The organism is Xylophilus sp. (assembly GCA_009914555.1).
Taxonomy (GTDB): Bacteria; Pseudomonadota; Gammaproteobacteria; order Burkholderiales; family Burkholderiaceae_C; genus WNDY01.
In genome coordinates this window covers 1-20136 of record WNDY01000024.1, presented here as the reverse complement: position 1 = coordinate 20136, position 20136 = coordinate 1, and the positions used below count along the sequence as shown (strand labels likewise).

The window sequence follows — 20136 nt, the reverse complement described above, 5'->3', positions numbered from 1 at the left end:
CCGTTGCGTAGGGGCCGGACCGGGGCGCGACGCGCCCCGGCCGCGGGTGGGTTACTTGGTCAGCACGAAGCCCTTGAGCTTGGCGAACGCGCCTTCGACCAGCGCCTTCTGCTGCTCCTGGTGCAGGTGCGAGTAGCCGACGGCCGGCGATGCCGAGGCGGCGCGGCCGGAGTAGCCGAGCTTCTGGCCGTCCTGCAGGTTCTCGTGGATGTAGTGCTGCACGAAGAACCAGGCGCCCTGGTTCTGGGGCTCGTCCTGCGCCCAGACCACTTCGGCGGCGTTCGGATACTTCCTGATCTCGGCGGCGAAGGCCTTGTGCGGGAACGGGTAGAGCTGTTCCACGCGGATCAGCGCCACGTCGTCGTGGCCCTTCTCGGCACGCTTCTTGGCCAGGTCGTAGTACACCTTGCCCGACGAGACGACGATGCGCTTGACCTTGTCGGCATGGCGCACCACGTCTTCGTTCTGCTCGGAGATGACGGTCTGGAAGCTGCCCTTGGTGAACTCGGCGAGCGGCGAGGTCGCATCCTTGTTGCGCAGCAGCGACTTGGGCGTGAAGACGATCAGCGGCTTGCGCAGCGGGCGCACGATCTGGCGGCGCAGCAGGTGGAAGATCTGGCTGGCCGTGGTGGGCTGCACGACCTGGATGTTGGTGTCGGCCGACAGCTGCATGAAGCGTTCCAGGCGCGCCGAGCTGTGTTCCGGGCCCTGGCCCTCGTAGCCGTGCGGCAGCAGCATGGTCAGGCCGTTGACGCGGCCCCACTTCACTTCGCCCGAGGCGATGAACTGGTCGATCACGACCTGGGCGCCGTTGGCGAAGTCGCCGAACTGGGCCTCCCAGATCACAAGCGTGTTCGGGTCGTTCGATGCGTAGCCGTATTCGAAGCCGAGCACGGCCTCTTCTGACAGGATCGAGTCGATCACGACGAACGGGGCCTGCTTGTCGGCCACGTTGTTCAGCGGAATGTAGATGCCCTCGTCGAACTTCTCGCGGTTCTGGTCGTGCACGACCGCATGGCGGTGGGTGAACGTGCCGCGGCCGCAGTCCTCGCCCGACAGGCGCACCGGGTAGCCGCTGGCGACGATGGACGCGTAGGCCATCGTCTCGCCGAAGCCCCAGTCGACGTTGATCTCGCCGCGGCCCATGGCGGCGCGGTCGTCGTACACCTTCTTGACCAGCTGGTGCGGCGTGACGCTGGCGGGAATGGTCGTGACGCGCTCGGCCAGGCGCTTCCATTCGGTCAGCGGGATGGCGGTGTCGCCGGCGTCGGTCCACTTCTTGCCGAGGTAGGGGCTCCAGTCGACGGCGTACTGGCTCTTGAAGTTGGTCAGCACCGGATCGACCGTGTGCTTGCCTTCGTCGAGCGCGGCACGGTAGGCTTTGGCGAGGTCGTCGCCGCGCGTCTCGCCCAGGCCCTGGGTCGCCAGCTTGTCGGCGTACAGCTTGCGCGTGCCGGGGTGCTTGGCGATCTTCTTGTACATCAGCGGCTGGGTCAGCGAGGGCGTGTCCTGCTCGTTGTGGCCCAGCTTGCGGAAGCAGATGATGTCGACGACCACGTCCTTCTTGAACTCGGCGCGGAACTCCAGCGCGAGCTGCGTGGCCAGGGCCACGGCTTCCGGATCGTCGCCGTTGACGTGCAGCACCGGCGCCTCGATCATCTTGACGATGTCGGTGCAGTACAGCGTGGAGCGCGCGTCGCGCGGGTCGCTGGTGGTAAAGCCGATCTGGTTGTTGATGACGATGTGGACCGTGCCGCCGGTGAAGTAGCCGCGGGTCTCGGCCAGCGCCAGCGTCTCCATGACGACGCCCTGGCCGGCGAAGGCCGCGTCGCCGTGCACCAGCACCGGCAGCACCTGCTTGCCCTGGTGGTCGCCGCGGCGGTCCATGCGGGCGCGCACCGAGCCTTCGACCACGGGGTTGACGATCTCGAGGTGCGACGGGTTGAACGCCAGGCTCAGGTGCACCGGGCCGCCGGGCGTGGAGACGTCGGAGCTGAAGCCCTGGTGGTACTTCACGTCGCCGCTGGGCAGGTCCTCGGGTGCGGTGTGGTCGAACTCGGCGAACAGGTCGCGCGGGGCCTTGCCCAGGGTGTTGACCAGCACGTTGAGGCGGCCGCGGTGGGCCATGCCGATCACGACCTCCTGCACGCCTTTGGCGCCGGCCTGGTTGATCAGCTCGTCGAGCGAGACGATGAAGCTCTCGCCGCCTTCGAGCGAGAAGCGCTTCTGGCCGACGTACTTGGTGTGCAGAAAGCGCTCCAGGCCTTCGGCGGCCGTCAGGCGTTCGAGGATGCGCTTCTTCTTCTCGGCCGGAAACTGGGGCTTGCTGCGGATGCTTTCGAGCTTCTGCTGCCACCAGCGCTTCTGGTCCTGGTCGGTGATGTAGTTGTACTCGGCACCGATGGTGCCGGCATACGTTTCGCGCAGCGCGTTGATCAGGTCGCGCAGCGACAGGGTGTCCTTGCCGAAGAACGTGTTGCTGGTGTCGAACACGGTTTCCTGGTCGGCGTCGGTGAAGCCGTAGAACGACGGCTCCAGCTCGGGGATGGCCGGGCGCTCGGTGCGCTTGAGCGGGTCGAGGTCGGCCCAGCGAGCGCCGACGTTGCGGTAGGCGGCGATCAGCTGCTGGACGGCGGTGCGCTTGCGGCCCAGTTCGACGTCGGGGCTGGCCTGGACGACGCGGGTCTGGCCCTGCTTGGCACGCTCCGCGAAGGCGTTGATGACCGGCAGGTGGGCTACGTCCTTGGCGGCCGAGCCGTCGGCCGCGGGCACGTGCTGCAGCGCATCGAAGTATTCGCGCCAGTTGTCCGGCACGCTGCCAGGGTTGGCGAGGTAGTTCTCGTACAGTTCCTCAACGTAGGGCGCGTTGCCGCCGAAGAGGTAGGTGTTGGCCTGGTAGGCATCGTAGACAGAGCCGAGCGCTGCCTGCAGGGACTGATCACTCATGTTCCGCTGACCTCCGCTTCCCTGGGGGAAGCATTAGCTGGTAAGAAAACCTTCCGCGACACGGCTGAACCGATTGGCGGATGCGACTGTGAATTGGGAAGGGCCTGTTTGCGGGCGCCATTGTGCCACCGAACAACGGGCCGCCGGTACGAGCAAACGCGGGCTGCGCTGGCGTCAGGGGCTTGCGCGGGCCGTCGTGCGGCCTTCATCGCCGGCTGCCTGGAACAGGGCCTGGATGCGCGCGAAGACCTCCTGCGCCTCGGCGCCCGCCCCGGCGGCAGATGCGCCCGGCTCGCGCAGGCTGGCCAGCAGCCGCGACAGCGCCTCGCCGTGCGGCAGCACCGGCGCCAGGAACCGCGCCCGGCCCTCGCCGCCGACCAGAATGGTCGGGAATGTCTCGACGTCGAGGTCGCCGACGAGTTCGTCCTCGTCCTCCACGTCCACCCAGAGGAAGCGCACGTCCGGATGCTGGGCCGCGACCGCGTCGAAGGTCGCGCGGTACTCCCGGCAGACGCCGCACCAGTCGGCGCACAGACAGACGACCCACCATTGCGGCATTGCTTGCAAGCCTTTTCAGATCCAGGAAGAAACGGAAGGTGGATGCTACACGGCAGCCATGCGCCGGCACTGACGTCGCTCAAGATCCCCTGCGCTCCCTGGCCCGGGCGACATCGAGCGCACCCACCGGCGCCGCGCGGTGGCCCCAGGCACTCCGGATGTAGCTGGCGACCGCGGCCACGTCCTCGTCGCCCAGCACCTGGGTGAAGGGCGGCATGCCGTGCGGCCGCGGGTTGCCGGCCGTGGCCGGCGCATAGCCGCCCTGGAGGATCATGCGCAGCACGTTGGCGGGCTGGGTCATCGTCACCGCCCGGTTGCCGGCCAGCGGCGGAAAGGCGCCGGGCGTGCCCTGTCCCTGCGCGCCGTGGCAGTCCGCGCAGTGGCGCGTATACAACGCCGCCCCGCGCTGCAGCACGGCCGGCGGTGCCGGGTCGAAGGCCCGCGGCGCCGGCGCCGGCTGCTGCGGCAGCGCGCGCAGAAAGGTAGCCATGGCGCGCAGGTCGCCGTCGTCCAGGTACTGGGTGCTGCGGAAGACGACTTCCGCCATCGGGCCGACGGCCAAGCCGCGCGGCGCCACGCCGGTGCGCAGCAGCGCCTCGACCTCCTCCAGGCGCCAGTGGGCGACACCGGCCTCGGCCTCGTCGTTGAGCGCCGGCGCATACCAGTTCTGCACCGGGATCAGGCCGCCGCTGAGTGCCAGCCGCTCGCTGCTGGCGCCCAGCGCGTTGCGTGCGGTATGGCAGGCGCTGCAATGGCCCAGGCCGCGCACCAGGTAGGCGCCGCGCCGCCACTCGGCCGGCCGGGCCGCGTCGGCCGGCTCGGGCGCGCCGCTGCCCGGGCGGAAGAACAGCGCGCGCCATGCAGCCAGCGCCAGCTGCGTATCGAACGGAAAGCGCAGCGCATGCGGCCGCCTGGGCTGGTCTGCCGGCGGCAGGCTCTGGAAATAGGCGAAGAGCGCGTCGCTGTCCTCGCGCGTGACATGGGTGTAGCTGGTGTACGGGAACGCCGGATACAGCAGCCGGCCGTCGCGCGAGCGGCCTTCGTGCAGCGCCCGCCAGAACGCATCGGCCGACCAGCCGGCCAGCCCGGTCGCATGGGGCGTGAGGTTGGACGCATGGACCGCGCCGAAGGGCGTTTCGATCGCGCGGCCGCCGGCGAACGGCGCACCGCCCGGCACCGTGTGGCAGGAGTCGCAGTTGCCGACGCGCGCCAGGTAGGCGCCGCGCGCGGCCTGGGCGGCGTCGGCCGTCGCCGGGGCCGGCACGGCGGGCAGTTCACCCCCGCCCAGCAGATCCCGCGCCAGCGGCACCGCGAGCAGCAGAACACATACTGCTGCCAGGACCAGCGTAATGCGCATGACAGTCGCCAACTTCAAGGCGATACCCCCGCCCCCACGACACCACCGCAACGCGCAGGCATCGGCGCCGGCAATGCGGCGGCCGGCTTGCCGCCGCCCGGCACCGGCTGGGCCGCCAGCCAGGCCGTGACGGCGCCGACGTCCTCCGGCGCCAGCCGGCGGGCGACGTCGGCCATGCAGTCCGGCGCCTGGGCGCGGCGCTGGCCGGCCTGCCAGGCGCCGAGCTGGCCGTTGAGGTAGTCGCGCGGCAGCCCGAGCAGGCCGGGGATGGACGGCGCCACGCCGGTCAGCGCGCGGCCGTGGCAGGCCGCGCAGGCCGGGATGCCGCGGGCGGCGTCGCCCTGGCGCACCAGCGCCTCGCCGCGGACCAGCACCTGCGCGCCGGCCTGGGGCGGGGGCGGCGGCGGATACGGAATGTCCTGCGCGGCGAAGTAGCCGGCGATCTCGCGCAGGTAGTCGTCCGTCATGTGCTCGATCAGGGAGGCCATGAGCGGGTAGTTGCGCCGGCCTTCGCGGAAGTTGAGCAGCTGGTTGGCGAGATAGCCCGCCGGCTTGCCCGCGATGCGCGGGGAGTAGCCCTGCGGCGTGGCCCGCCCCTCGCGGCCGTGGCAGGCGGTGCAGGCCAGCACACGGCTGGCCAGCGTATCGGGCGCCGGCACCCCCTGGGCGGCGGCCGGCCGCGCGGACAGCAGCGCCAGGGCCAGCAGCAGCATCATCCCCGTTGTGTTCTTTATCGCGGGCATGCGCCGACTCTAGCCAACCGGCAGCCGGCCGCCCATGGGGCGACCCCGCGGTGGTACGTGGCCGATACGAAATGCCGCTTGATTTCCGGCGCTCCTGGCCGATAAGGCAGACATGCAAGTCTCCGCCGTCTCCTCATCGACCTCGACCTCCGCCAGCTCGGGAAGCAGCAGCGACACCGCGGCGCTGCAGAAGCAGCTGCGCGAGCTGACGCAGGAACTCAAGGACACCACCACCGACACCAGCCTTGACGCCCAGGCCAAGCAGCAGAAGACGCAGCTGCTCCAGGCGCAGATCCAGGCCGTGCAGGCGCAGATCGCCGCGATCCAGCGCCAGAAGCAGCAGGAGCTGCAGCAACTGCAGGAAAAGGCCGACGCGGCGCGCGAGGCCGACGGCGCGGCGCCGGTCTCGGCCGACAAGCAGCCGCAACAGAAGAGCAACCCGCCCGGCCTGGGCGAGAACGTCGATACCTACGCCTGAGCCGCGGCCACCAGCCGCTGCGTGTAGGGATGCTGCGGCGCATCCAGGACCCGGTCGAACGGGCCGGCTTCGACCACGGCGCCGTCCTTCATCACCAGCACCTCGTGCGCCATGGCGCGGATCACGTCCACGTCATGGGTGATGAGCAGGTAGGCCAGCCCGCGCTCGCGCTGCAGGCGCTGCAGCAGCCCGAGCACCTGCTTCTGGACGGTGACGTCGAGCGCGCTCGTGGGCTCGTCGAGCACCAGCACCTGCGGGCCGATGACCAGCGCCCGCGCAATCGCCAGCCGCTGCCGCTGGCCGCCGGAGAACTCGTGCGGATAGCGGCCGAGCAGGCCGGGGAAGCGCTCCTCGGTCAGGCCCACGTCGTCGAGCGCGGCGCGCACGCGCTCGCGGCGCGCGGCGGCATCCAGCCCGTCTTCATGCACGCGCAGGCCCTCGCCGACGATCTCCTCGACCGTGAGGCGCGGCGACAGCGACGAGAACGGGTCCTGGAACACCACCTGCACCGCGCGGCGCAGCGCCCGGTTGCCCGCATCGTTGCGCAGCCCGCCGCCGTGCCAGGCCTGGCCGGCGATGCGCAGCGCGCCGTCGCTGGGCAGCAGGCCGAGCACCGCCTGCGCCAGGCTCGACTTGCCCGAGCCCGATTCGCCGACGATGCCCAGCGTGCGGCCGGCCGCAAGGCGCAGATCCGCGCCCTGCACCGCGGTGAACCAGTCGTGGCCGAACCAGCCGCGCAGGCCCGGCCGCGGCACCGGGTAGCGCACGCGCAGGTCGCGCGCCTCGATGATGGCGGGGGTATCCTCCTGTAGCGCGCGCTGGTCAAGCGCGCGAGATGGAGTACTCCCCAGGAGTTTTTTCGTATAGGCATGCTGCGGCCGGGCGAACACCTCGGCCACCGGCCCGTGCTCGACGATGCGGCCGGCCTCCATGACCGCCACGCGGTCGGCGAAGCGGCGCACCAGGTGCAGGTCGTGGGTGATGATCAGCACGGCCATGCCGGTGCGGCGCTGCAGGTCGGCCAGCAGGTCGAGGATCTGCACGCGCAGCGTGACGTCGAGCGCGGTGGTCGGCTCGTCGGCCAGCAGCAGCTTCGGCTGGCTCGCGAGCGCCATGGCGATCATCGCGCGCTGGCGCTGGCCGCCCGAGAGCTGGTGCGGGTAGGCGCGCGCGCGCCGCGCCGGCTCGGGAATGCCGGTGTCGGCCAGCAGGCGCTGCACCTCGGCCGCGGCCTCGGCACGGGTGAAGGCGCGCTTCAACTGCAGCACCTCGGCGATCTGCGCGCCGATGGTCATGAGCGGGTTGAGCGCGGTCATCGGCTCCTGGAAAACCATGGCAATCTCGCCGCCACGCACCGCGCGCAGCGCGCGCTCGGGCAGCGCGAGCAGATCGCGGCCCGCGAACCGGGCGGTGCCATCGATCGCGGCATCGCCCGCGAGCCGCAGCAGCGCGAGCGCCGAGACGGTCTTGCCCGAGCCCGATTCGCCGACGAGCGCAAGCTTCTCGCCGGCGGCGACATGGAAGTCGATGCCGTGCACGACCGGCGTGCCGTCGAAGGAGATGCGCAGGCCGCGCACGTCGAGCAAAGTTTCTTCTTCGGTCATGGGGCGGCTTTTCGGGGGTCGAGCGCATCGCGCAGCGCGTCGCCCATGAAGGTCAGCAGCAGCAGCGTGAGCACCAGCACGCCAAACGTGGAGATCGAGATCCACCAGGCGTCGATGTTGGCCTTGCCCTGGTTGAGCAGTTCGCCGAGCGAGGGCGTGCCCGGCGGCACGCCGAGGCCGAGGAAGTCCAGCGAGGTCAGCGCGAGAATGGCCGCGCTCATGCGAAACGGCAGGAAGGTGACGACCGGCACCATGCTGTTGGGCAGGATGTGGCGGCGGATGATCTGCCAGTTGCTGACGCCCAGCGCGCGCGCGGCCTTCACGTAGTCGAGCTGGCGGTTGCGCAGGAACTCCGCGCGCACATAGTCCGACAGCCCCATCCAGCCGAACAGCGACAGCAGCACCAGCAGCAGCGCCACGCTCGGCGCGAAGATGGCCGAGAAGATGATGAGCAGGTAGAGCTCGGGCATCGAGCCCCAGATTTCGATGAAGCGCTGGAACGAGAGGTCGGTGCGCCCGCCGAAGTAGCCCTGGACGGCGCCGGTGACGATGCCGAGCACCACGCCGATGGCCGTGAGCGCGAGGCCGAACAGCACGCTCACGCGAAAGCCGTAGATCAGCTGCGCGAGCAGGTCGCGGCCGCGGTCGTCGGTGCCGAAGTAGTTCTGGGCCGACGGCGCGGCCGGGTTCGGCGCGGCGGCGAAGTAGTTGAGCGTGCGCGGGCCGTAGCGGTTGGGCGCGTAGACGGCCCAGTTGCGGCCCGTGGTGATGCGCTCGCGGATGTACGGGTCGAGGTAGTCGGCCGGCGTGTCGAAGTCGCCGCCGAAGGTGGTCTCTGCATAGTCGCGCAGCACCGGGAAGTAGGTCTGCCCCTGGTAGCGCACGACGAGCGGCCGGTCGGTGGACAGCACCTCGGCGAACAGGCTCAGCACGACGAGCGTGGAGAACAGCACGAGGCTCCAGAAGCCCAGCCGGTTGCGGCGGAAGCGCCGCCAGGCGCGGCGGGCGGGCGAGCGGGATGGCGCGGGCGTCGTCATCCGGCCTCGAAAGGATTGAGCATGACGATGCCGCAGCCGTCGAAGTCGCGCACGTTGCGCGTGACCAGCGTGATCGCGTGGACCTGGGCGGTGGCGGCGATGAGCATGTCGGCCTGCTCGCACACCTTGCCGCGCTGGGCGAGCAGGCCGCGTATCTCGCCAGCGCGGCGCGCGATGGTTTCCGTCACGTCCAGCACGACGCAATGCGCGGCCAGCACGTTGAAGCGCTCGAGCGAATTCGGCCGGGGCTTGTGCGTGAGGCCGAAGATGATTTCATCGAACGAGACGACCGAGGCCGCAAAAGCTGCCGCATGGTCGAGTCCGTCCGCCCATCGCTGCACACCCGCATGCGGCACGGGGCGCATCAGTTCGCTGATGACGTTGGTATCGGCGAGGTACACGGCGGATCAGCGCTTCGCCCCGGAGGCCGGTGCGTCTTGCGGCTCGTCCCAATAATGGGGATCGTCCACCATCGGGTTGGGGCGCGTGGTGCGCGGCGGAAGCTCGATGCCGTCCTCCGCGCCCTCGGCGATCAGCGCGGCGCGGATGTCGGCGAAAAGCTCGGAGATCGTCGGCCGCCTCTGCGCCTCCTTCCACTGCTTGAACTTCTCGAACTCGTCGGCAGAAATCAGGACGGCCACCGGCTTGTCGCGGTTGTAGATGGCCTGCGGCTCCTCGACGGCGAGGCGGACGACTTCGGAGAACTGCTGCTTGGCATTGGCGATGTTCCAGCTCATGGCATCACCTCCAGAAGAAAATCAAAGTTGGACATTTTGCCACGCAACATGTCCATCATGCCGCCTCGAACTTCACCCGCGGATCGACCCAGACGTAGCAGAGGTCGCTCACGAGCTTGGTCACCAGGCCGATCAGCGTGAACAGGTAGAGCGTGCCCAGCACCACCGGATAGTCGCGCCGGATCACGCTCTCATAGCTCAGCAGCCCCAGCCCGTCGAGCGAGAACAGCGTCTCGATCAGCAGCGAGCCGGTGAAGAAGGCGCCGATGAACGCGGCCGGAAAGCCGGTGATGATCGGTATCAGCGCGTTGCGGAACACATGGCGCCAGAGCACCTGCCGGTCGGTGAGGCCCTTGGCGCGCGCGGTGAGCACGTACTGCTTGCGGATCTCCTCCAGGAACGAGTTCTTGGTCAGCATGGCCGTCACCGCGAAGCTGCCGAACACCATGGCCGTGACCGGCAGCGTGATGTGCCAGAGGTAGTCCACCACCTTGCCGCCCCAGCCCAGCGACTCCCAGTTCGCCGAGGTCAGCCCGCGCAGCGGGAACCACTGCAGCTGCCCGCCGCACACCACGAGCAGCGCCACGCCGAGGACGAAGCCGGGGATCGCATAGCCCACCAGCACGACCAGCGTGGTCACGAAGTCGAACCGCGTGCCCGCGCGCACCGCCTTGGCCACGCCGAGCGGCACGGCGATCAGGTAGCTGATGAAGAAGGTCCACAGGCCCAGGCTGATCGAGACCGGCAGCTTCTCCTTGACCAGCTCCCACACGCCCTTGTGCTGGTAGAAGCTGCGGCCGAGGTCGAAGGTGGCGAAGGACTTCAGCATGCTCCAGAAGCGCTCGACCGGCGGCTTGTCGAAGCCGTAGAGCGCGCGGATTTCCTTGATGCGCGTCTCGTCGAGCCCCTGGCGGCCGCGGTAGCCCGCGCCGGCCGCGGCCGCACGTTCGCCGCCGGAATCGCGCCCCTGCAGCTGCGCCACCATCTGCTCCACCGGCCCGCCGGGCACGAACTGGATCGTCACGAAGGTCAGCAGCAGCACGCCCAGCAGCGTGGGCACCATGAGCAGCAGGCGCTTGAGGATGTAGGAGGCCATGGTCGGGGGTATGGGCTGCTAGCGCGCGCCATCCGCGCGCCACCAGGTGCTACTGGCCCAGGTATCCGGGCCGTAGTAGGGCGGGATCACCGCCGGCAGGCCAAACGGCCGCGGCCGGTAGCCGATCAGGAAGGCGTCGCCGTAATACTGCGGTATCGAATAGTGGCCGTGCGACAGCACGCGGTCGAGCGCGCGCATCGCCGCCGCGAGCTCGGGCCGCGTGGTCGCCGCGACCACCTTGCGCACCAGCGCATCGACGGCCGGGTCGGCGATGCCCCAGTAGTTGGAGGAGCCCGGCGTACGCGCGGCCTCCGAGCCGAACAGCTCCAGCAGTTCGCCGCCCGGCGCGGTGCTGCCAGGCAGGCGCATGCTGGTCATGTCGAAGTCGAAGTTCTCCATGCGCTGCTGCGACAGCGAGAAATCGACGGTGCGGAATTCGAGCCGGATGCCGAGCTTTTCCAGCGCCGTCTGCAGCTGCGTGGCCACGCGGATCAGCGAGGGCTGGTCGTTGAGGAATTCGATGACCATCGGCTGGCCCCGGGCGTTGCGCAGCGCGCCGTCCCGGTAGGTCCAGCCGGCCTCGGCCAGCAGCGCACGCGCGCGGCGCAGATTCGCGCGCAGGCTGCCCGGCGGCTCGGTCGAGGGCGGCACCGGCGCCGGGCCGAAGACCTCGGGCCGCAGCTGCGCACGCAGCGGCTCCAGCAGCGCGAGTTCGTCGGGCTTCGGCAGCCCCTCGGCATGGAACTCGCTGTTCGGGAAGTAGCCCACCACGCGCTTGTAGAGCCCGTAGAACAGCTGCCGGTTGAGCCACTCGAAGTCCATCGCGAGCCCGATGGCCTGGCGCACCCGCACGTCCTGGAACATGGGACGGCGCAGGTTGAAGATGTAGCCCTGGAAGTCGCCGGGATTGCCGTTCTCGAACGCGCGCTTCTTCAGTTCGCCCGAGTCGAACTGCTTTCCGGTGTACTGCCGCGCCCAGTTGCGCGAGACGAACTCGCGCATGAAGTCGAACTCGCCGGCCTTGAGCCCCTCAAAGCGCGAGGTGTCGTCAAGGTAGACCTTGTAGACGATGCGGTCGAAGTTGAAGAAGCCGCGGCGCACCGGAAGCTGCCAGCCCCAGTAGTCGGCGCGGCGCTGGTAGGTCACATCGCGGCCCAGCCGCACGCCGGGAATCGTGTAGGGGCCGGAGGCGACCGGCAGCTCGGTCACGATCTGGTCGAACGGCTTGCCTGCGCCCCAGGCGCGGCTGAACACCGGCATGCCGCCCACGACCAGCGGCAGCTCGCGGTTGGCGCTCGCGAAGTCGAAGCGCACGGTGCGGGCGTCGACCGCGACGGCGCGCTGCACCTCGGCATAGATCGTGCGGTACTGCGGCGCGGCGAGCTTGCCGGTCAGCGTGGCGAAGGAATGCACCACGTCGGCCGCGGCGACCGGCGAGCCGTCGTTGAACCGCGCCTCCGCGCGCAGCCGGAAGATGGCCGACCGCCGGTCGGGCGCGACCTCGACGTCCTCTGCCAGCAGGCCGTAGGCGGTGGTCGGCTCCTCGGCATTGCCGGCGAGCAGGCTCTCGAACATCAGCGTGCCGATGCCGTAGGGCGCCGTGCCCTTGAGCGTGAACGGGTTGAACTTGTCGAAGTTGGTCGGCCGCGTCGGCGGCACGATGCGGATCTCGCCACCCTTGGGCGCGTCGGGGTTCACGTAGTCGAAGTGGGAGAACCCGGGCGGGTACTTCACGTCGCCGAACTGCGCATAGGCGTGCGCGGCCCAAAGCGGCATCGGCAGAAGGAGCAGGCAGAGCAGCAGACCTCGCATGCGACAATTCTGCGCGATCCGATCCACGAAATTCCGAAAGAACTTATATGGGATTCCTGACAGGCAAGAAGCTGCTGATCACCGGCGTGCTGTCCAACCGCTCCATCGCCTACGGCATCGCGAAGGCCGCCCATGCGCAGGGCGCCGAGCTGGCCTTCAGCTACGTGGGCGAGCGCTTCAAGGACCGCATCACCGAGTTCGCGGCCGAATTCGATTCGACGCTGGTGTTCGACTGCGATGTCGGCGACGACGCCCAGATCGAGAAGCTGTTCGCCGACCTGGGCCAGGCGTGGCCGAAGTTCGACGGCTTCGTGCACAGCATCGGCTTCGCGCCGCGCGAGGCCATCGCCGGCGACTTCCTCGACGGCCTGTCGCGCGAATCGTTCCGCATCGCCCACGACATCAGCGCCTACAGCTTCCCGGCGCTGGCCAAGGCCGCCCTGCCCTATCTGAACGTTGGCGCCTCGGTGCTGACGCTGAGCTACCTGGGCGCCCTGCGCGCGGTGCCCAACTACAACACGATGGGCCTGGCCAAGGCCAGTCTCGAAGCCAGCGTGCGCTACCTGGCCGAATCGCTGGGCCCCAAGGGCATCCGCGCCAACGGCATCAGCGCCGGCCCGATCAAGACCCTGGCCGCCAGCGGCATCAAGGACTTCGGCAAGCTGCTGGGCACCGTGGCCAGCGCCTCGCCGCTGCGCCGCAACGTGACGATCGACGACGTGGGCAACGCCGCCGCCTTCCTGCTCAGCGACCTGGCCAGCGGCGTCACGGCCGAGATTCTCTACGTGGACGGCGGCTTCAGCCAGACCGGCGGCATCAGCCGGGATAGCATCGGCTGATGACCGATAGGGGAGTATAGGCTGCAGGCCGGCAAAATCCGCCGGCTTCAGCCACCTACCCCCCTCCAGTATCCAAAACCTCAGGGCTGCGCCACGACTTCGGCATCGCTCGGTAACAACTGAATGCTGGCCCGCAGGCCCGGCACCGCGTCGATCAGGGCCTGCTCCACCGCGGCGCGGCGTGCCGCGGCCTCCCCCAGCGTCCAGTTTGCCGGCACGTGCATGTGCAGGTCGGCGAACAGCCGCTGTCCCGCGCGGCGCGTGCGCAGGTGATCGAAGCGCACCGGCGCTACGGCCAGCCGCTCCAATACATCCGTGATCGCCGCCTGTGCCTCGGGCTCCACGGCCTCGTCCATCAGGCCCTGCGACGAGCGCCAGATGAGCCGGCCTCCGACCCAGACGATGTTGAGCGCCACGCCAATGGCGACCACCGGGTCCAGCCACAGCCATCCCGTGAGCCCCACGGCGCCGATGCCGACGACCACGCCGGCGGAGGTCCATACGTCGGTGAACAGGTGGTGCGCGTCGGCCTCCAGCGCGATCGAACGCTGCGCCCTGGCCGCGCGCAGCATCACCCCGGCCAGCCCGCCGTTGAGGGCCGAGCTCAGCACCGACAGCGCCAGGCCCCAGCCCACCTGCTCCAGCGGCTGCGGTTCGCGCAGGCGCAGCACGGCCGCGCCGATGATGGCGATGGCCGCACCCAGGATCAGGATGCCTTCGAAGCCGGAGGAAAAGTATTCGGCCTTGGAATGGCCGAACGGATGGTCCTCGTCGGCCGGCCGCTCGGCCACGGCCACCATGGCCAGCGCGAAGGTGGCGCTGGCCAGGTTGACGAAGGACTCCATCGCATCGGACAGCAGTCCGACCGATCCGGTGACGTACCACGCGGCCGTCTTGAGCGCGATGGTGGCGACCGCGACGGCGATCGACACCTGCAGCAGCCGCCGCGGCGCCGGCGCGGTCACACCTTGCGGCCGTAGGGACCGTCGTTGCCGACCTCGACCAGTTCCTCGGCCTTGGGCGGATCGCGCTCGTCCGTCCTGCGGCCGGGGCGGGCCACGCAGTCGGCGTAGTAGCGCACGTGGCCGTTCTCGTCCTCCAGTTCCACCAGGCCGTGGATGTCGGTTTCGAAGCCCGGGCACTTGGCGCTGAACTCGCGCGAGAACTTGAGGTAGTCGACGATCTTCCTGTTGAACACCTCGCCGGGGATCAGCAGTGGAATGCCCGGCGGGTACGGCGTGATCAGGCTCGTGGTGATGCGGCCTTCGAGCTCGTCGATGGCCACACGCTCGGTCTTGCGGTGCGCGATGTGGGCATAGGCGTCGCTCGGCGTCATCGCGGGCTCGAGGTCGCTCAGGTACATCTCGGTCGTCAGGCGCGCGACGTCGTACTCCGCGTACATGGTGTGCACGTGCTGGCAGAGGTCCTTCAGGCCCATGCGCTCGTAGCGCCGGTGCTGCTGGCAGAACTCCGGCAGGATGCGCCACATCGGCTGGTTCTTCTCGTAGTCGTCCTTGAACTGCTGCAGGGCGGTGAGCAGCGTGTTCCAGCGGCCCTTGGTGATGCCGATGGTGAACATGATGAAGAAGCTGTAGAGCCCGGTCTTCTCCACGATCACGCCGTGCTCGGCCAGGAACTTGGTGACGATGCTCGCGGGAATGCCCGACTCGGCGAAGCTGCCGTCCATGTCCAGGCCCGGCGTGACGATGGTCGCCTTGATCGGGTCGAGCATGTTGAAGCCGTCGGCCAGCGTGCCGAAGCCGTGCCACTTGGCGTCGCGCTCCTCGCCCTTGATGATCCAGTCGTCGGCGGTGCCGATGCCTTCGTCGGCCAGCTTCTCGGGGCCCCAGACCGTGAACCACCAGTCGTTCTCGCCGAACTCGGCCGCGACCTGGCGCATGGCACGGCGGAAGTCCAGCGCTTCGAGGATGCTCTCCTCCACCAGCGCGGTGCCGCCGGGCGGCTCCATCATCGCGGCGGCCACGTCGCAGCTCGCGATGATCGCGTACTGCGGCGAGGTCGAGGTGTGCATCAGATAGGCCTCGTTGAACAGATGCCGGTCGAGCTTGCGGTGCTGCGAATCCTGCACCAGCACGTGGCTGGCCTGACTGATGCCGGCCAGCAGCTTGTGGGTCGACTGCGTCGAGAAGACCAGCGTTTCCTTCGGCCGCGCGCGTTTCTTGCCCATCGCGTGGTAGGGCCCGTAGAACGGATGGAAGGCCGCGTGCGGCAGCCAGGCCTCGTCGAAGTGCAGCGTGTCGACGTAGCCGTCGAGCGCCTGCTTGATCGTCTCGGTGTTGTAGACCACGCCGTCGTAGGTCGACTGCGTGAGCGTGAGGATGCGCGGCTTGACCTTGTCCGCATCCACGCCCTTGAGCAGCGGATTGGCCCGGATCTTGGCCTTGATCGCCTCCACGTCGAACTCCGAGCGCGGGATCGGGCCGATGATGCCGAAGTGGTTGCGCGTGGGCTTCAGGAACACAGGGATGGCCCCGGTCATGATGATCGCGTGCAGGTTGGACTTGTGGCAGTTGCGGTCCACCACCACCACGTCGCCCGGTGCCACCGTGTGGTGCCAGACCATCTTGTTGCTCGTGCTCGTGCCGTTGGTCACGAAGAAGCAGTGATCCGCGTTGAAGATGCGCGCCGCATTGCGCTCGCTCTCGGCCACCGGGCCGGTGTGATCGAGCAGCTGGCCCAGTTCCTCCACGGCGTTGCAGACGTCGGCGCGCAGCATGTTCTCGCCGAAGAACTGGTGGAACATCTGGCCGACCGGACTCTTGAGGAAGGCCACGCCGCCCGAATGGCCCGGGCAGTGCCACGAATAGGAGCCGTCTTCCGCATAGTCGAGCAGCGCCTTGAAGAACGGCGGCTGCACGCTCTCCAAATATGCCCTGGCCTCGCGGATGATGTGGCGGGCCACGAACTCCGGCGTGTCCTCGAACATGTGGATGAAGCCGTGCAGCTCGCGCAGGATGTCGTTCGGTATGTGGCGCGATGTCTTGGTCTCGCCGTAGATGTAGATCGGCACCTCGAGGTTCTTGCGCCGCACCTCGGCGATGAAGGTGCGCAGGTTCAGCACGGCCGGGTCGAGGTCGGGGCCGGCGGTGAACTCCTCGTCGTCGATCGACAGGATGAAGGCGCTGGCGCGGCTTTGCTGCTGCGCGAACTGGCTCAGGTCGCCATAGCTCGTGGCGCCGAGCACCTCGAAGCCCTCGCTCTCGATCGCCTGGGCCAGGGCGCGGATGCCCAGGCCCGAGGTGTTCTCGGAGCGGAAGTCCTCGTCGATGATGACGATGGGGAAGCGGAATTTCATGCGGACTCTCCGAGCGAAAGGCGGCCCTTTCCGGGCCCCATAAGCAAATAGCCGCGAAGTGTACGGAATAACGGTTTCCCGGCTTTGGAAGAAACCGCACATGACCCACAATGTCGCGCGGGCAAGACATACGAAGGACACAAGGACATGGCGCAATCGACCATCTGGTGGCTGCTGGCGGGCGGGGCCATCGCCATCGAGCTTCTGAGCGGCACCTTCTACCTGCTCATCCTGGGTCTCGGCTTCGCCGTGGGTGCGCTGGCAGCACATGCGGGCTTGGCGCTTGCGGTACAGATCGTCATCTCGGCCGCAGCCGGCGGCGGCGGCGTCGCAGCCTGGTATTTCATCCGCAGGCGTCGGCCGGCCGCACCGCCGGCTTCGGGCAACCCGGACGTCAACCTCGACGTTGGCGCCTCGGTCGTCATCGACGCCTGGGCGGCCGACGGCACGGCGCCGGTGCGCTACCGCGGCGCGCAGTGGACGGCGGTGCTGCGGCCCGGCAACGCGCCTTCCACCGGCGTGCACCGCGTCAGCGAGATCGTAGGCAACCGGCTGCTGGTCGACAAGCTCTGATTCACGGGCACAAGCACGAAAGGAAAGAGGGAACGAACATGGAAATCGCCATCGTCATCTTCGTCATCGCCGCAATCTTCGTCAGCCAGTCGATCAAGGTCGTGCCCCAGCAGAACGCCTGGGTCAAGGAGCGCCTGGGCAAGTACGCCGGCACGCTCACGCCGGGGCTGAACTTCCTCATGCCCTTCATCGACCGCGTGGCCTACAAGCACAGCCTCAAGGAAATCCCGCTCGACGTGCCAAGCCAGGTCTGCATCACGCGCGACAACACGCAGCTGCAGGTCGACGGCATCCTGTACTTCCAGGTGACCGACCCGATGCGCGCGAGCTACGGCTCGTCGAACTACATCACCGCCGTGACCCAGCTCGCCCAGACCTCGCTGCGCAGCGTGATCGGCAAGCTCGAACTCGACAGGACCTTCGAGGAGCGCGACATCATCAACGCTCAGGTGGTCGCCGCCATCGACGAGGCCGCGCTCAACTGGGGCGTGAAGGTGCTGCGCTACGAGATCAAGGACCTGACGCCGCCCAGCGAGATCCTGCGCGCCATGCAGGCCCAGATCACCGCCGAGCGCGAGAAGCGTGCGCTGATCGCCGCATCTGAGGGCCGCCGGCAGGAGCAGATCAACATCGCCACCGGCGAGCGCGAGGCCTTCATCGCCCGCTCCGAGGGCGAGAAGCAGGCCGCGATCAACGCCGCCCAGGGCGAGGCCGCCGCCATCACCGCCGTGGCCGATGCGACCGCCCAGGCCATCGAGCGCGTGGCTGCCGCCATCCGCCAGCCCGGCGGCGACCAGGCGGTGCAGCTCAAGGTCGCCGAGAAGGCGGTCGAAGCCTACGGCAAGGTGGCGGCCGACGCCAAGACCACGCTGATCGTACCGAGCAACATGACCGAGGTCTCGGCCCTGATCGGCTCGGCGATGAAGCTGGTGCAGGGGAGCCGGCCTGCCGCGTGAGGCCGAAAAGGCGTCGAAGCGCTGCTACAATGGCCGGCTCCGGAGAGGTGGATGAGCGGTTTAAGTCGCACGCCTGGAAAGCGTGTGTGGGTTAATAGCCCACCGCGGGTTCGAATCCCGCCCTCTCCGCCAGAAGACGCCGCCGATTGCCGCAAAGATTGGTCGCTTACGAACCGATAGGCGATATGGTTTAGTTCAGGCACCTTGCGCCATGGCGACCGATTTTACGCACGCGACGTCTTCCAGGATGATGCAATAGGGGGCTGGGCCGCCCCCATAAGCGACGTTGCAACTCTCTACGAAGCTCGCAATGTTCTTCTCAAGCTCCCTCAGTTCCTTCAGTTTCGCTTGCACCTCCTTCAAGTGCCCGTGTGCCAAGTCCCGGGCCTCGAAACAGGATCGGTCCCGATCCTGCATGAGCGACGTCAGCGTTCGTACCTGTTCGATCGAGAAGCCGCAGTCCCGGCAGCGCCGAATGAAGGTCAACCGCTTCACGGCGTCGTCGCCATAACGGCGTTGATTGCCCTCCTGGCGGTCGGGCCGCGGCAACAGCCCGATCCCCTCGTAGTAGCGGATCGTCGGCGTGTTCGTTCCAGTGCGTTCGGCGAGTTCACCAAAGTTCAATTCAGGCATCTGCGAATCCTCGGAAAATAGCCTCTTGAACTTGAAGTTGCTTGAAGTCGTATCTCTGTACCAGCAGGAAACGCCACAGATCGCTGCTATGAAGACAAGGGAGAACGAGATGAACGACATACCTACTGCGCCGCCGATCGCCTGCACGCTGGACACCGGCTCGTTCAAGGAAAGGATCGCGTGGATAGCCGACCTCAATGCAAGATCGCTCATGTCGTCACGACGCAGCGATCTTGCACTGACGCTTGAGTATCAGCCTGCGGCGCGTAGTGACGTTCGGAAACTCGTCCACAACGAGCAGGCTTGCTGCGTGTTCCTCAACTTCGACCTCGATGAGCGTGCTGACAGGCTTATCCTCACGATCGTCGCACCCGATACCGCAGCACGAGACGCAGCAGACGTGCTGTTTGAACAGTTGGGGGCGAAAAGCGGACATTGAGAAGGCGTTGCTATCCCGCTTGTTCGGCCACGCGATGAAGCTTGGCGCGTGTCGCCTGAATGCAACAAAGGACGTGGAGCCTCATGGGGGGCAGGCCCGCACGAAGGCAGTTGACCCGGCGGTACTGGCCCGCTTTTTGGCATGGCTGGAGCAGCAGACTCCCCAGCGCCGGATCATCGGGATGGCGGCCGAGTATTGCAGCCTGGCGGGTAGCCGCAAGGTCGAGTTCTTGGACTTGTCGTGGCCGCAGATCAACGAGACAGCCAAGGTCGTGCGCGGGCAAAGCAGCGCGGCAAGCTGCGCGGCGAAGTCATCGAGGCCATCGCCATCACGCCGAGATTGCAGGCGCTCATAGACCGCCTCAAGGCGCTGCGGGCCGAGCGCGGGCTGGATTGTCTCTATGTCTTCCCGACGCGCGACAACAACGCCTACAGCGCCCTCGGATTCAAGACCTGTGGCAGCGCAGCGTGGCGCAGGCGCTGGAGGAAAAGGTCATCGCGGCCGAGGACCGATTCACCTTCCATGATCTGCGGAGCTACTACGTCACCATGCACAAGCAGGCGCATGGAACGCTGCCGGACCTGCACAAAACCGAGAGACCACGGCCCGGGTCTATGACCGAACACAGACTGTCAAGCGCGATGCGCTGTGACGAGAATATTCCCACGGTGGGAATAAAAAGCAAAAAGCGCTAGGCTTTTGATAGCACCAGCGCCTTTATCCGTGTGGGGTGGCTGATGGGACTCGAACCCAAATTATAGGGGATTGGAGGGGATATAGGGGGATTGGAAGCATTGATTTTGCAGGGGTTTGCACACTCGCTTACTCCTGCTATCCCCCGATTTGTCCCAAGATTTGTCCCAGGACAACCCCTATTTGCCCTTTGGTTTCCACCCGCAGCGCTTGGCGCCGGCCTGGTCATACGCCAGAATTTCCTTGGCCGTGGCGTCCGACAGCGTGTCGCCATCGTGGACAAGGATTGGCCCCGTCCAGTCGCAGGCAGTATCCACGG

19 protein-coding genes and 1 tRNA gene are annotated in these 20136 nt (G+C 67.9%); 7 read left to right on the top strand and 13 right to left on the bottom strand.

Annotated features, from left to right (window positions below; genetic code table 11):
- Nucleotides 1-51: 51 nt before the first annotated feature.
- The 4 genes from GAK38_RS12195 to GAK38_RS12180 all read right to left on the bottom strand — a co-directional run bounded on the left by GAK38_RS12195 (nucleotide 52) and on the right by GAK38_RS12180 (nucleotide 5577).
- Nucleotides 52-2946, bottom strand: coding sequence for a 2-oxoglutarate dehydrogenase E1 component (locus GAK38_RS12195; protein ID WP_325344469.1), 2895 nt, complete (start codon nucleotides 2944-2946; stop codon nucleotides 52-54).
- 174 nt (nucleotides 2947-3120) lie between these two features.
- A complete protein-coding gene (locus GAK38_RS12190; RefSeq protein ID WP_325344467.1) occupies nucleotides 3121-3504 on the bottom strand; it encodes a thioredoxin family protein in 384 nt (127 codons plus the stop codon).
- 79 nt (nucleotides 3505-3583) lie between these two features.
- A complete protein-coding gene (locus GAK38_RS12185) occupies nucleotides 3584-4861 on the bottom strand; it encodes a c-type cytochrome (RefSeq protein WP_325344465.1) in 1278 nt (425 codons plus the stop codon).
- A 14-nt stretch (nucleotides 4862-4875) separates the two neighbouring features.
- Complete coding sequence (locus tag GAK38_RS12180) at nucleotides 4876-5577, bottom strand: c-type cytochrome (protein ID WP_325344463.1); 702 nt, start codon at nucleotides 5575-5577, stop codon at nucleotides 4876-4878.
- Nucleotides 5578-5716: 139 nt separating this feature from the next.
- Between GAK38_RS12180 and GAK38_RS12175 the strand changes: the two genes are divergently transcribed.
- Nucleotides 5717-6082 (top strand): FlxA-like family protein, encoded by a 366-nt coding sequence (locus GAK38_RS12175; protein WP_325344461.1) that lies wholly within the window; start codon nucleotides 5717-5719, stop codon nucleotides 6080-6082.
- Here the strand turns inward: GAK38_RS12175 and GAK38_RS12170 are convergent.
- The 6 genes from GAK38_RS12170 to GAK38_RS12145 are packed head-to-tail and all read right to left on the bottom strand — an operon-like array spanning nucleotide 6073 to nucleotide 12332.
- Nucleotides 6073-7686, bottom strand: coding sequence for an ABC transporter ATP-binding protein (locus tag GAK38_RS12170; protein ID WP_325344459.1), 1614 nt, complete (start codon nucleotides 7684-7686; stop codon nucleotides 6073-6075). The genes GAK38_RS12175 and GAK38_RS12170 overlap by 10 nt on opposite strands.
- A complete protein-coding gene (locus GAK38_RS12165) occupies nucleotides 7683-8723 on the bottom strand; it encodes an ABC transporter permease (RefSeq protein ID WP_325344458.1) in 1041 nt (346 codons plus the stop codon). Before GAK38_RS12165 ends, GAK38_RS12170 begins: the two co-directional genes overlap by 4 nt.
- Nucleotides 8720-9124 carry a PIN domain-containing protein gene (locus tag GAK38_RS12160; protein WP_325344456.1) on the bottom strand — a complete coding sequence of 135 codons (405 nt, stop codon included), beginning with the start codon at nucleotides 9122-9124 and terminating at the stop codon, nucleotides 8720-8722. The genes GAK38_RS12165 and GAK38_RS12160 overlap by 4 nt, the downstream gene beginning before the upstream one ends.
- Before the next feature lie 6 nt (nucleotides 9125-9130).
- Nucleotides 9131-9460: a type II toxin-antitoxin system Phd/YefM family antitoxin gene (locus GAK38_RS12155; RefSeq protein WP_325344454.1), complete on the bottom strand. Its 330-nt coding sequence runs from the start codon at nucleotides 9458-9460 to the stop codon at nucleotides 9131-9133.
- Nucleotides 9461-9515: 55 nt separating this feature from the next.
- Nucleotides 9516-10556 carry a microcin C ABC transporter permease YejB gene (locus tag GAK38_RS12150; RefSeq protein ID WP_325344452.1) on the bottom strand — a complete coding sequence of 347 codons (1041 nt, stop codon included), beginning with the start codon at nucleotides 10554-10556 and terminating at the stop codon, nucleotides 9516-9518.
- A gap of 18 nt (nucleotides 10557-10574) precedes the next feature.
- Complete coding sequence (locus GAK38_RS12145) at nucleotides 10575-12332, bottom strand: extracellular solute-binding protein (protein WP_325344450.1); 1758 nt, start codon at nucleotides 12330-12332, stop codon at nucleotides 10575-10577.
- An 83-nt stretch (nucleotides 12333-12415) separates the two neighbouring features.
- On the opposite strand from GAK38_RS12145, the gene fabI reads away from it, so the two are divergent.
- Nucleotides 12416-13207: an enoyl-ACP reductase FabI gene (gene fabI, locus GAK38_RS12140; RefSeq protein WP_325344448.1), complete on the top strand. Its 792-nt coding sequence runs from the start codon at nucleotides 12416-12418 to the stop codon at nucleotides 13205-13207.
- Between the two features lie 80 nt (nucleotides 13208-13287).
- On the opposite strand, the gene GAK38_RS12135 is transcribed toward fabI, so the two are convergent.
- Nucleotides 13288-14172: a cation diffusion facilitator family transporter gene (locus tag GAK38_RS12135; RefSeq protein ID WP_325344446.1), complete on the bottom strand. Its 885-nt coding sequence runs from the start codon at nucleotides 14170-14172 to the stop codon at nucleotides 13288-13290.
- The gene (locus GAK38_RS12130; RefSeq protein ID WP_325344444.1) at nucleotides 14169-16523 is read right to left on the bottom strand and encodes an arginine/lysine/ornithine decarboxylase; all 2355 of its coding nucleotides are present in this window, start codon (nucleotides 16521-16523) and stop codon (nucleotides 14169-14171) included. The genes GAK38_RS12135 and GAK38_RS12130 overlap by 4 nt, the downstream gene beginning before the upstream one ends.
- Before the next feature lie 147 nt (nucleotides 16524-16670).
- Between GAK38_RS12130 and GAK38_RS12125 the strand changes: the two genes are divergently transcribed.
- The 3 genes from GAK38_RS12125 to GAK38_RS12115 all read left to right on the top strand — a co-directional run bounded on the left by GAK38_RS12125 (nucleotide 16671) and on the right by GAK38_RS12115 (nucleotide 18184).
- Nucleotides 16671-17096 (top strand): NfeD family protein, encoded by a 426-nt coding sequence (locus GAK38_RS12125; protein WP_325344442.1) that lies wholly within the window; start codon nucleotides 16671-16673, stop codon nucleotides 17094-17096.
- A 38-nt stretch (nucleotides 17097-17134) separates the two neighbouring features.
- On the top strand, nucleotides 17135-18052 hold the full coding sequence (locus GAK38_RS12120; protein ID WP_325344440.1) for an SPFH domain-containing protein: 918 nt from the start codon (nucleotides 17135-17137) through the stop codon (nucleotides 18050-18052).
- A 41-nt stretch (nucleotides 18053-18093) separates the two neighbouring features.
- A tRNA-Ser gene (locus GAK38_RS12115) sits at nucleotides 18094-18184 on the top strand.
- A gap of 63 nt (nucleotides 18185-18247) precedes the next feature.
- On the opposite strand, the gene GAK38_RS12110 is transcribed toward GAK38_RS12115, so the two are convergent.
- A complete protein-coding gene (locus GAK38_RS12110) occupies nucleotides 18248-18685 on the bottom strand; it encodes a MerR family transcriptional regulator (protein WP_325344439.1) in 438 nt (145 codons plus the stop codon).
- 109 nt (nucleotides 18686-18794) lie between these two features.
- Between GAK38_RS12110 and GAK38_RS12105 the strand changes: the two genes are divergently transcribed.
- Both GAK38_RS12105 and GAK38_RS12100 read left to right on the top strand, forming a co-directional pair.
- Nucleotides 18795-19124 (top strand): hypothetical protein, encoded by a 330-nt coding sequence (locus tag GAK38_RS12105; RefSeq protein WP_325344437.1) that lies wholly within the window; start codon nucleotides 18795-18797, stop codon nucleotides 19122-19124.
- 467 nt (nucleotides 19125-19591) lie between these two features.
- Entirely contained in the window at nucleotides 19592-19819 is a 228-nt protein-coding gene (locus tag GAK38_RS12100) for a hypothetical protein (protein WP_325344435.1), read from the top strand.
- Nucleotides 19820-20136: the final 317 nt, after the last annotated feature.

Bases quoted from the DNA above. Each gene is read 5' to 3' on its own strand.
- GAK38_RS12150 (WP_325344452.1), bottom strand. From the start codon at position 10,556: ATGGCCTCCTACATCCTCAAGCGCCTGCTGCTCATGGTGCCCACGCTG.
- GAK38_RS12130 (WP_325344444.1), bottom strand. From the start codon at position 16,523: ATGAAATTCCGCTTCCCCATCGTCATCATCGACGAGGACTTCCGCTCC.
- GAK38_RS12175 (WP_325344461.1), top strand. From the start codon at position 5,717: ATGCAAGTCTCCGCCGTCTCCTCATCGACCTCGACCTCCGCCAGCTCG.
- GAK38_RS12165 (WP_325344458.1), bottom strand. From the start codon at position 8,723: ATGACGACGCCCGCGCCATCCCGCTCGCCCGCCCGCCGCGCCTGGCGG.
- GAK38_RS12195 (WP_325344469.1), bottom strand. From the start codon at position 2,946: ATGAGTGATCAGTCCCTGCAGGCAGCGCTCGGCTCTGTCTACGATGCC.
- GAK38_RS12145 (WP_325344450.1), bottom strand. From the start codon at position 12,332: ATGCCGCTTTGGGCCGCGCACGCCTATGCGCAGTTCGGCGACGTGAAG.
- GAK38_RS12125 (WP_325344442.1), top strand. From the start codon at position 16,671: ATGGCGCAATCGACCATCTGGTGGCTGCTGGCGGGCGGGGCCATCGCC.
- GAK38_RS12110 (WP_325344439.1), bottom strand. From the start codon at position 18,685: ATGCCTGAATTGAACTTTGGTGAACTCGCCGAACGCACTGGAACGAAC.
- fabI (WP_325344448.1), top strand. From the start codon at position 12,416: ATGGGATTCCTGACAGGCAAGAAGCTGCTGATCACCGGCGTGCTGTCC.
- GAK38_RS12180 (WP_325344463.1), bottom strand. From the start codon at position 5,577: ATGATGCTGCTGCTGGCCCTGGCGCTGCTGTCCGCGCGGCCGGCCGCC.
- GAK38_RS12105 (WP_325344437.1), top strand. From the start codon at position 18,795: ATGAACGACATACCTACTGCGCCGCCGATCGCCTGCACGCTGGACACC.
- GAK38_RS12190 (WP_325344467.1), bottom strand. From the start codon at position 3,504: ATGCCGCAATGGTGGGTCGTCTGTCTGTGCGCCGACTGGTGCGGCGTC.
- GAK38_RS12170 (WP_325344459.1), bottom strand. From the start codon at position 7,686: ATGACCGAAGAAGAAACTTTGCTCGACGTGCGCGGCCTGCGCATCTCC.
- GAK38_RS12185 (WP_325344465.1), bottom strand. From the start codon at position 4,861: ATGCGCATTACGCTGGTCCTGGCAGCAGTATGTGTTCTGCTGCTCGCG.
- GAK38_RS12155 (WP_325344454.1), bottom strand. From the start codon at position 9,460: ATGAGCTGGAACATCGCCAATGCCAAGCAGCAGTTCTCCGAAGTCGTC.
- GAK38_RS12120 (WP_325344440.1), top strand. From the start codon at position 17,135: ATGGAAATCGCCATCGTCATCTTCGTCATCGCCGCAATCTTCGTCAGC.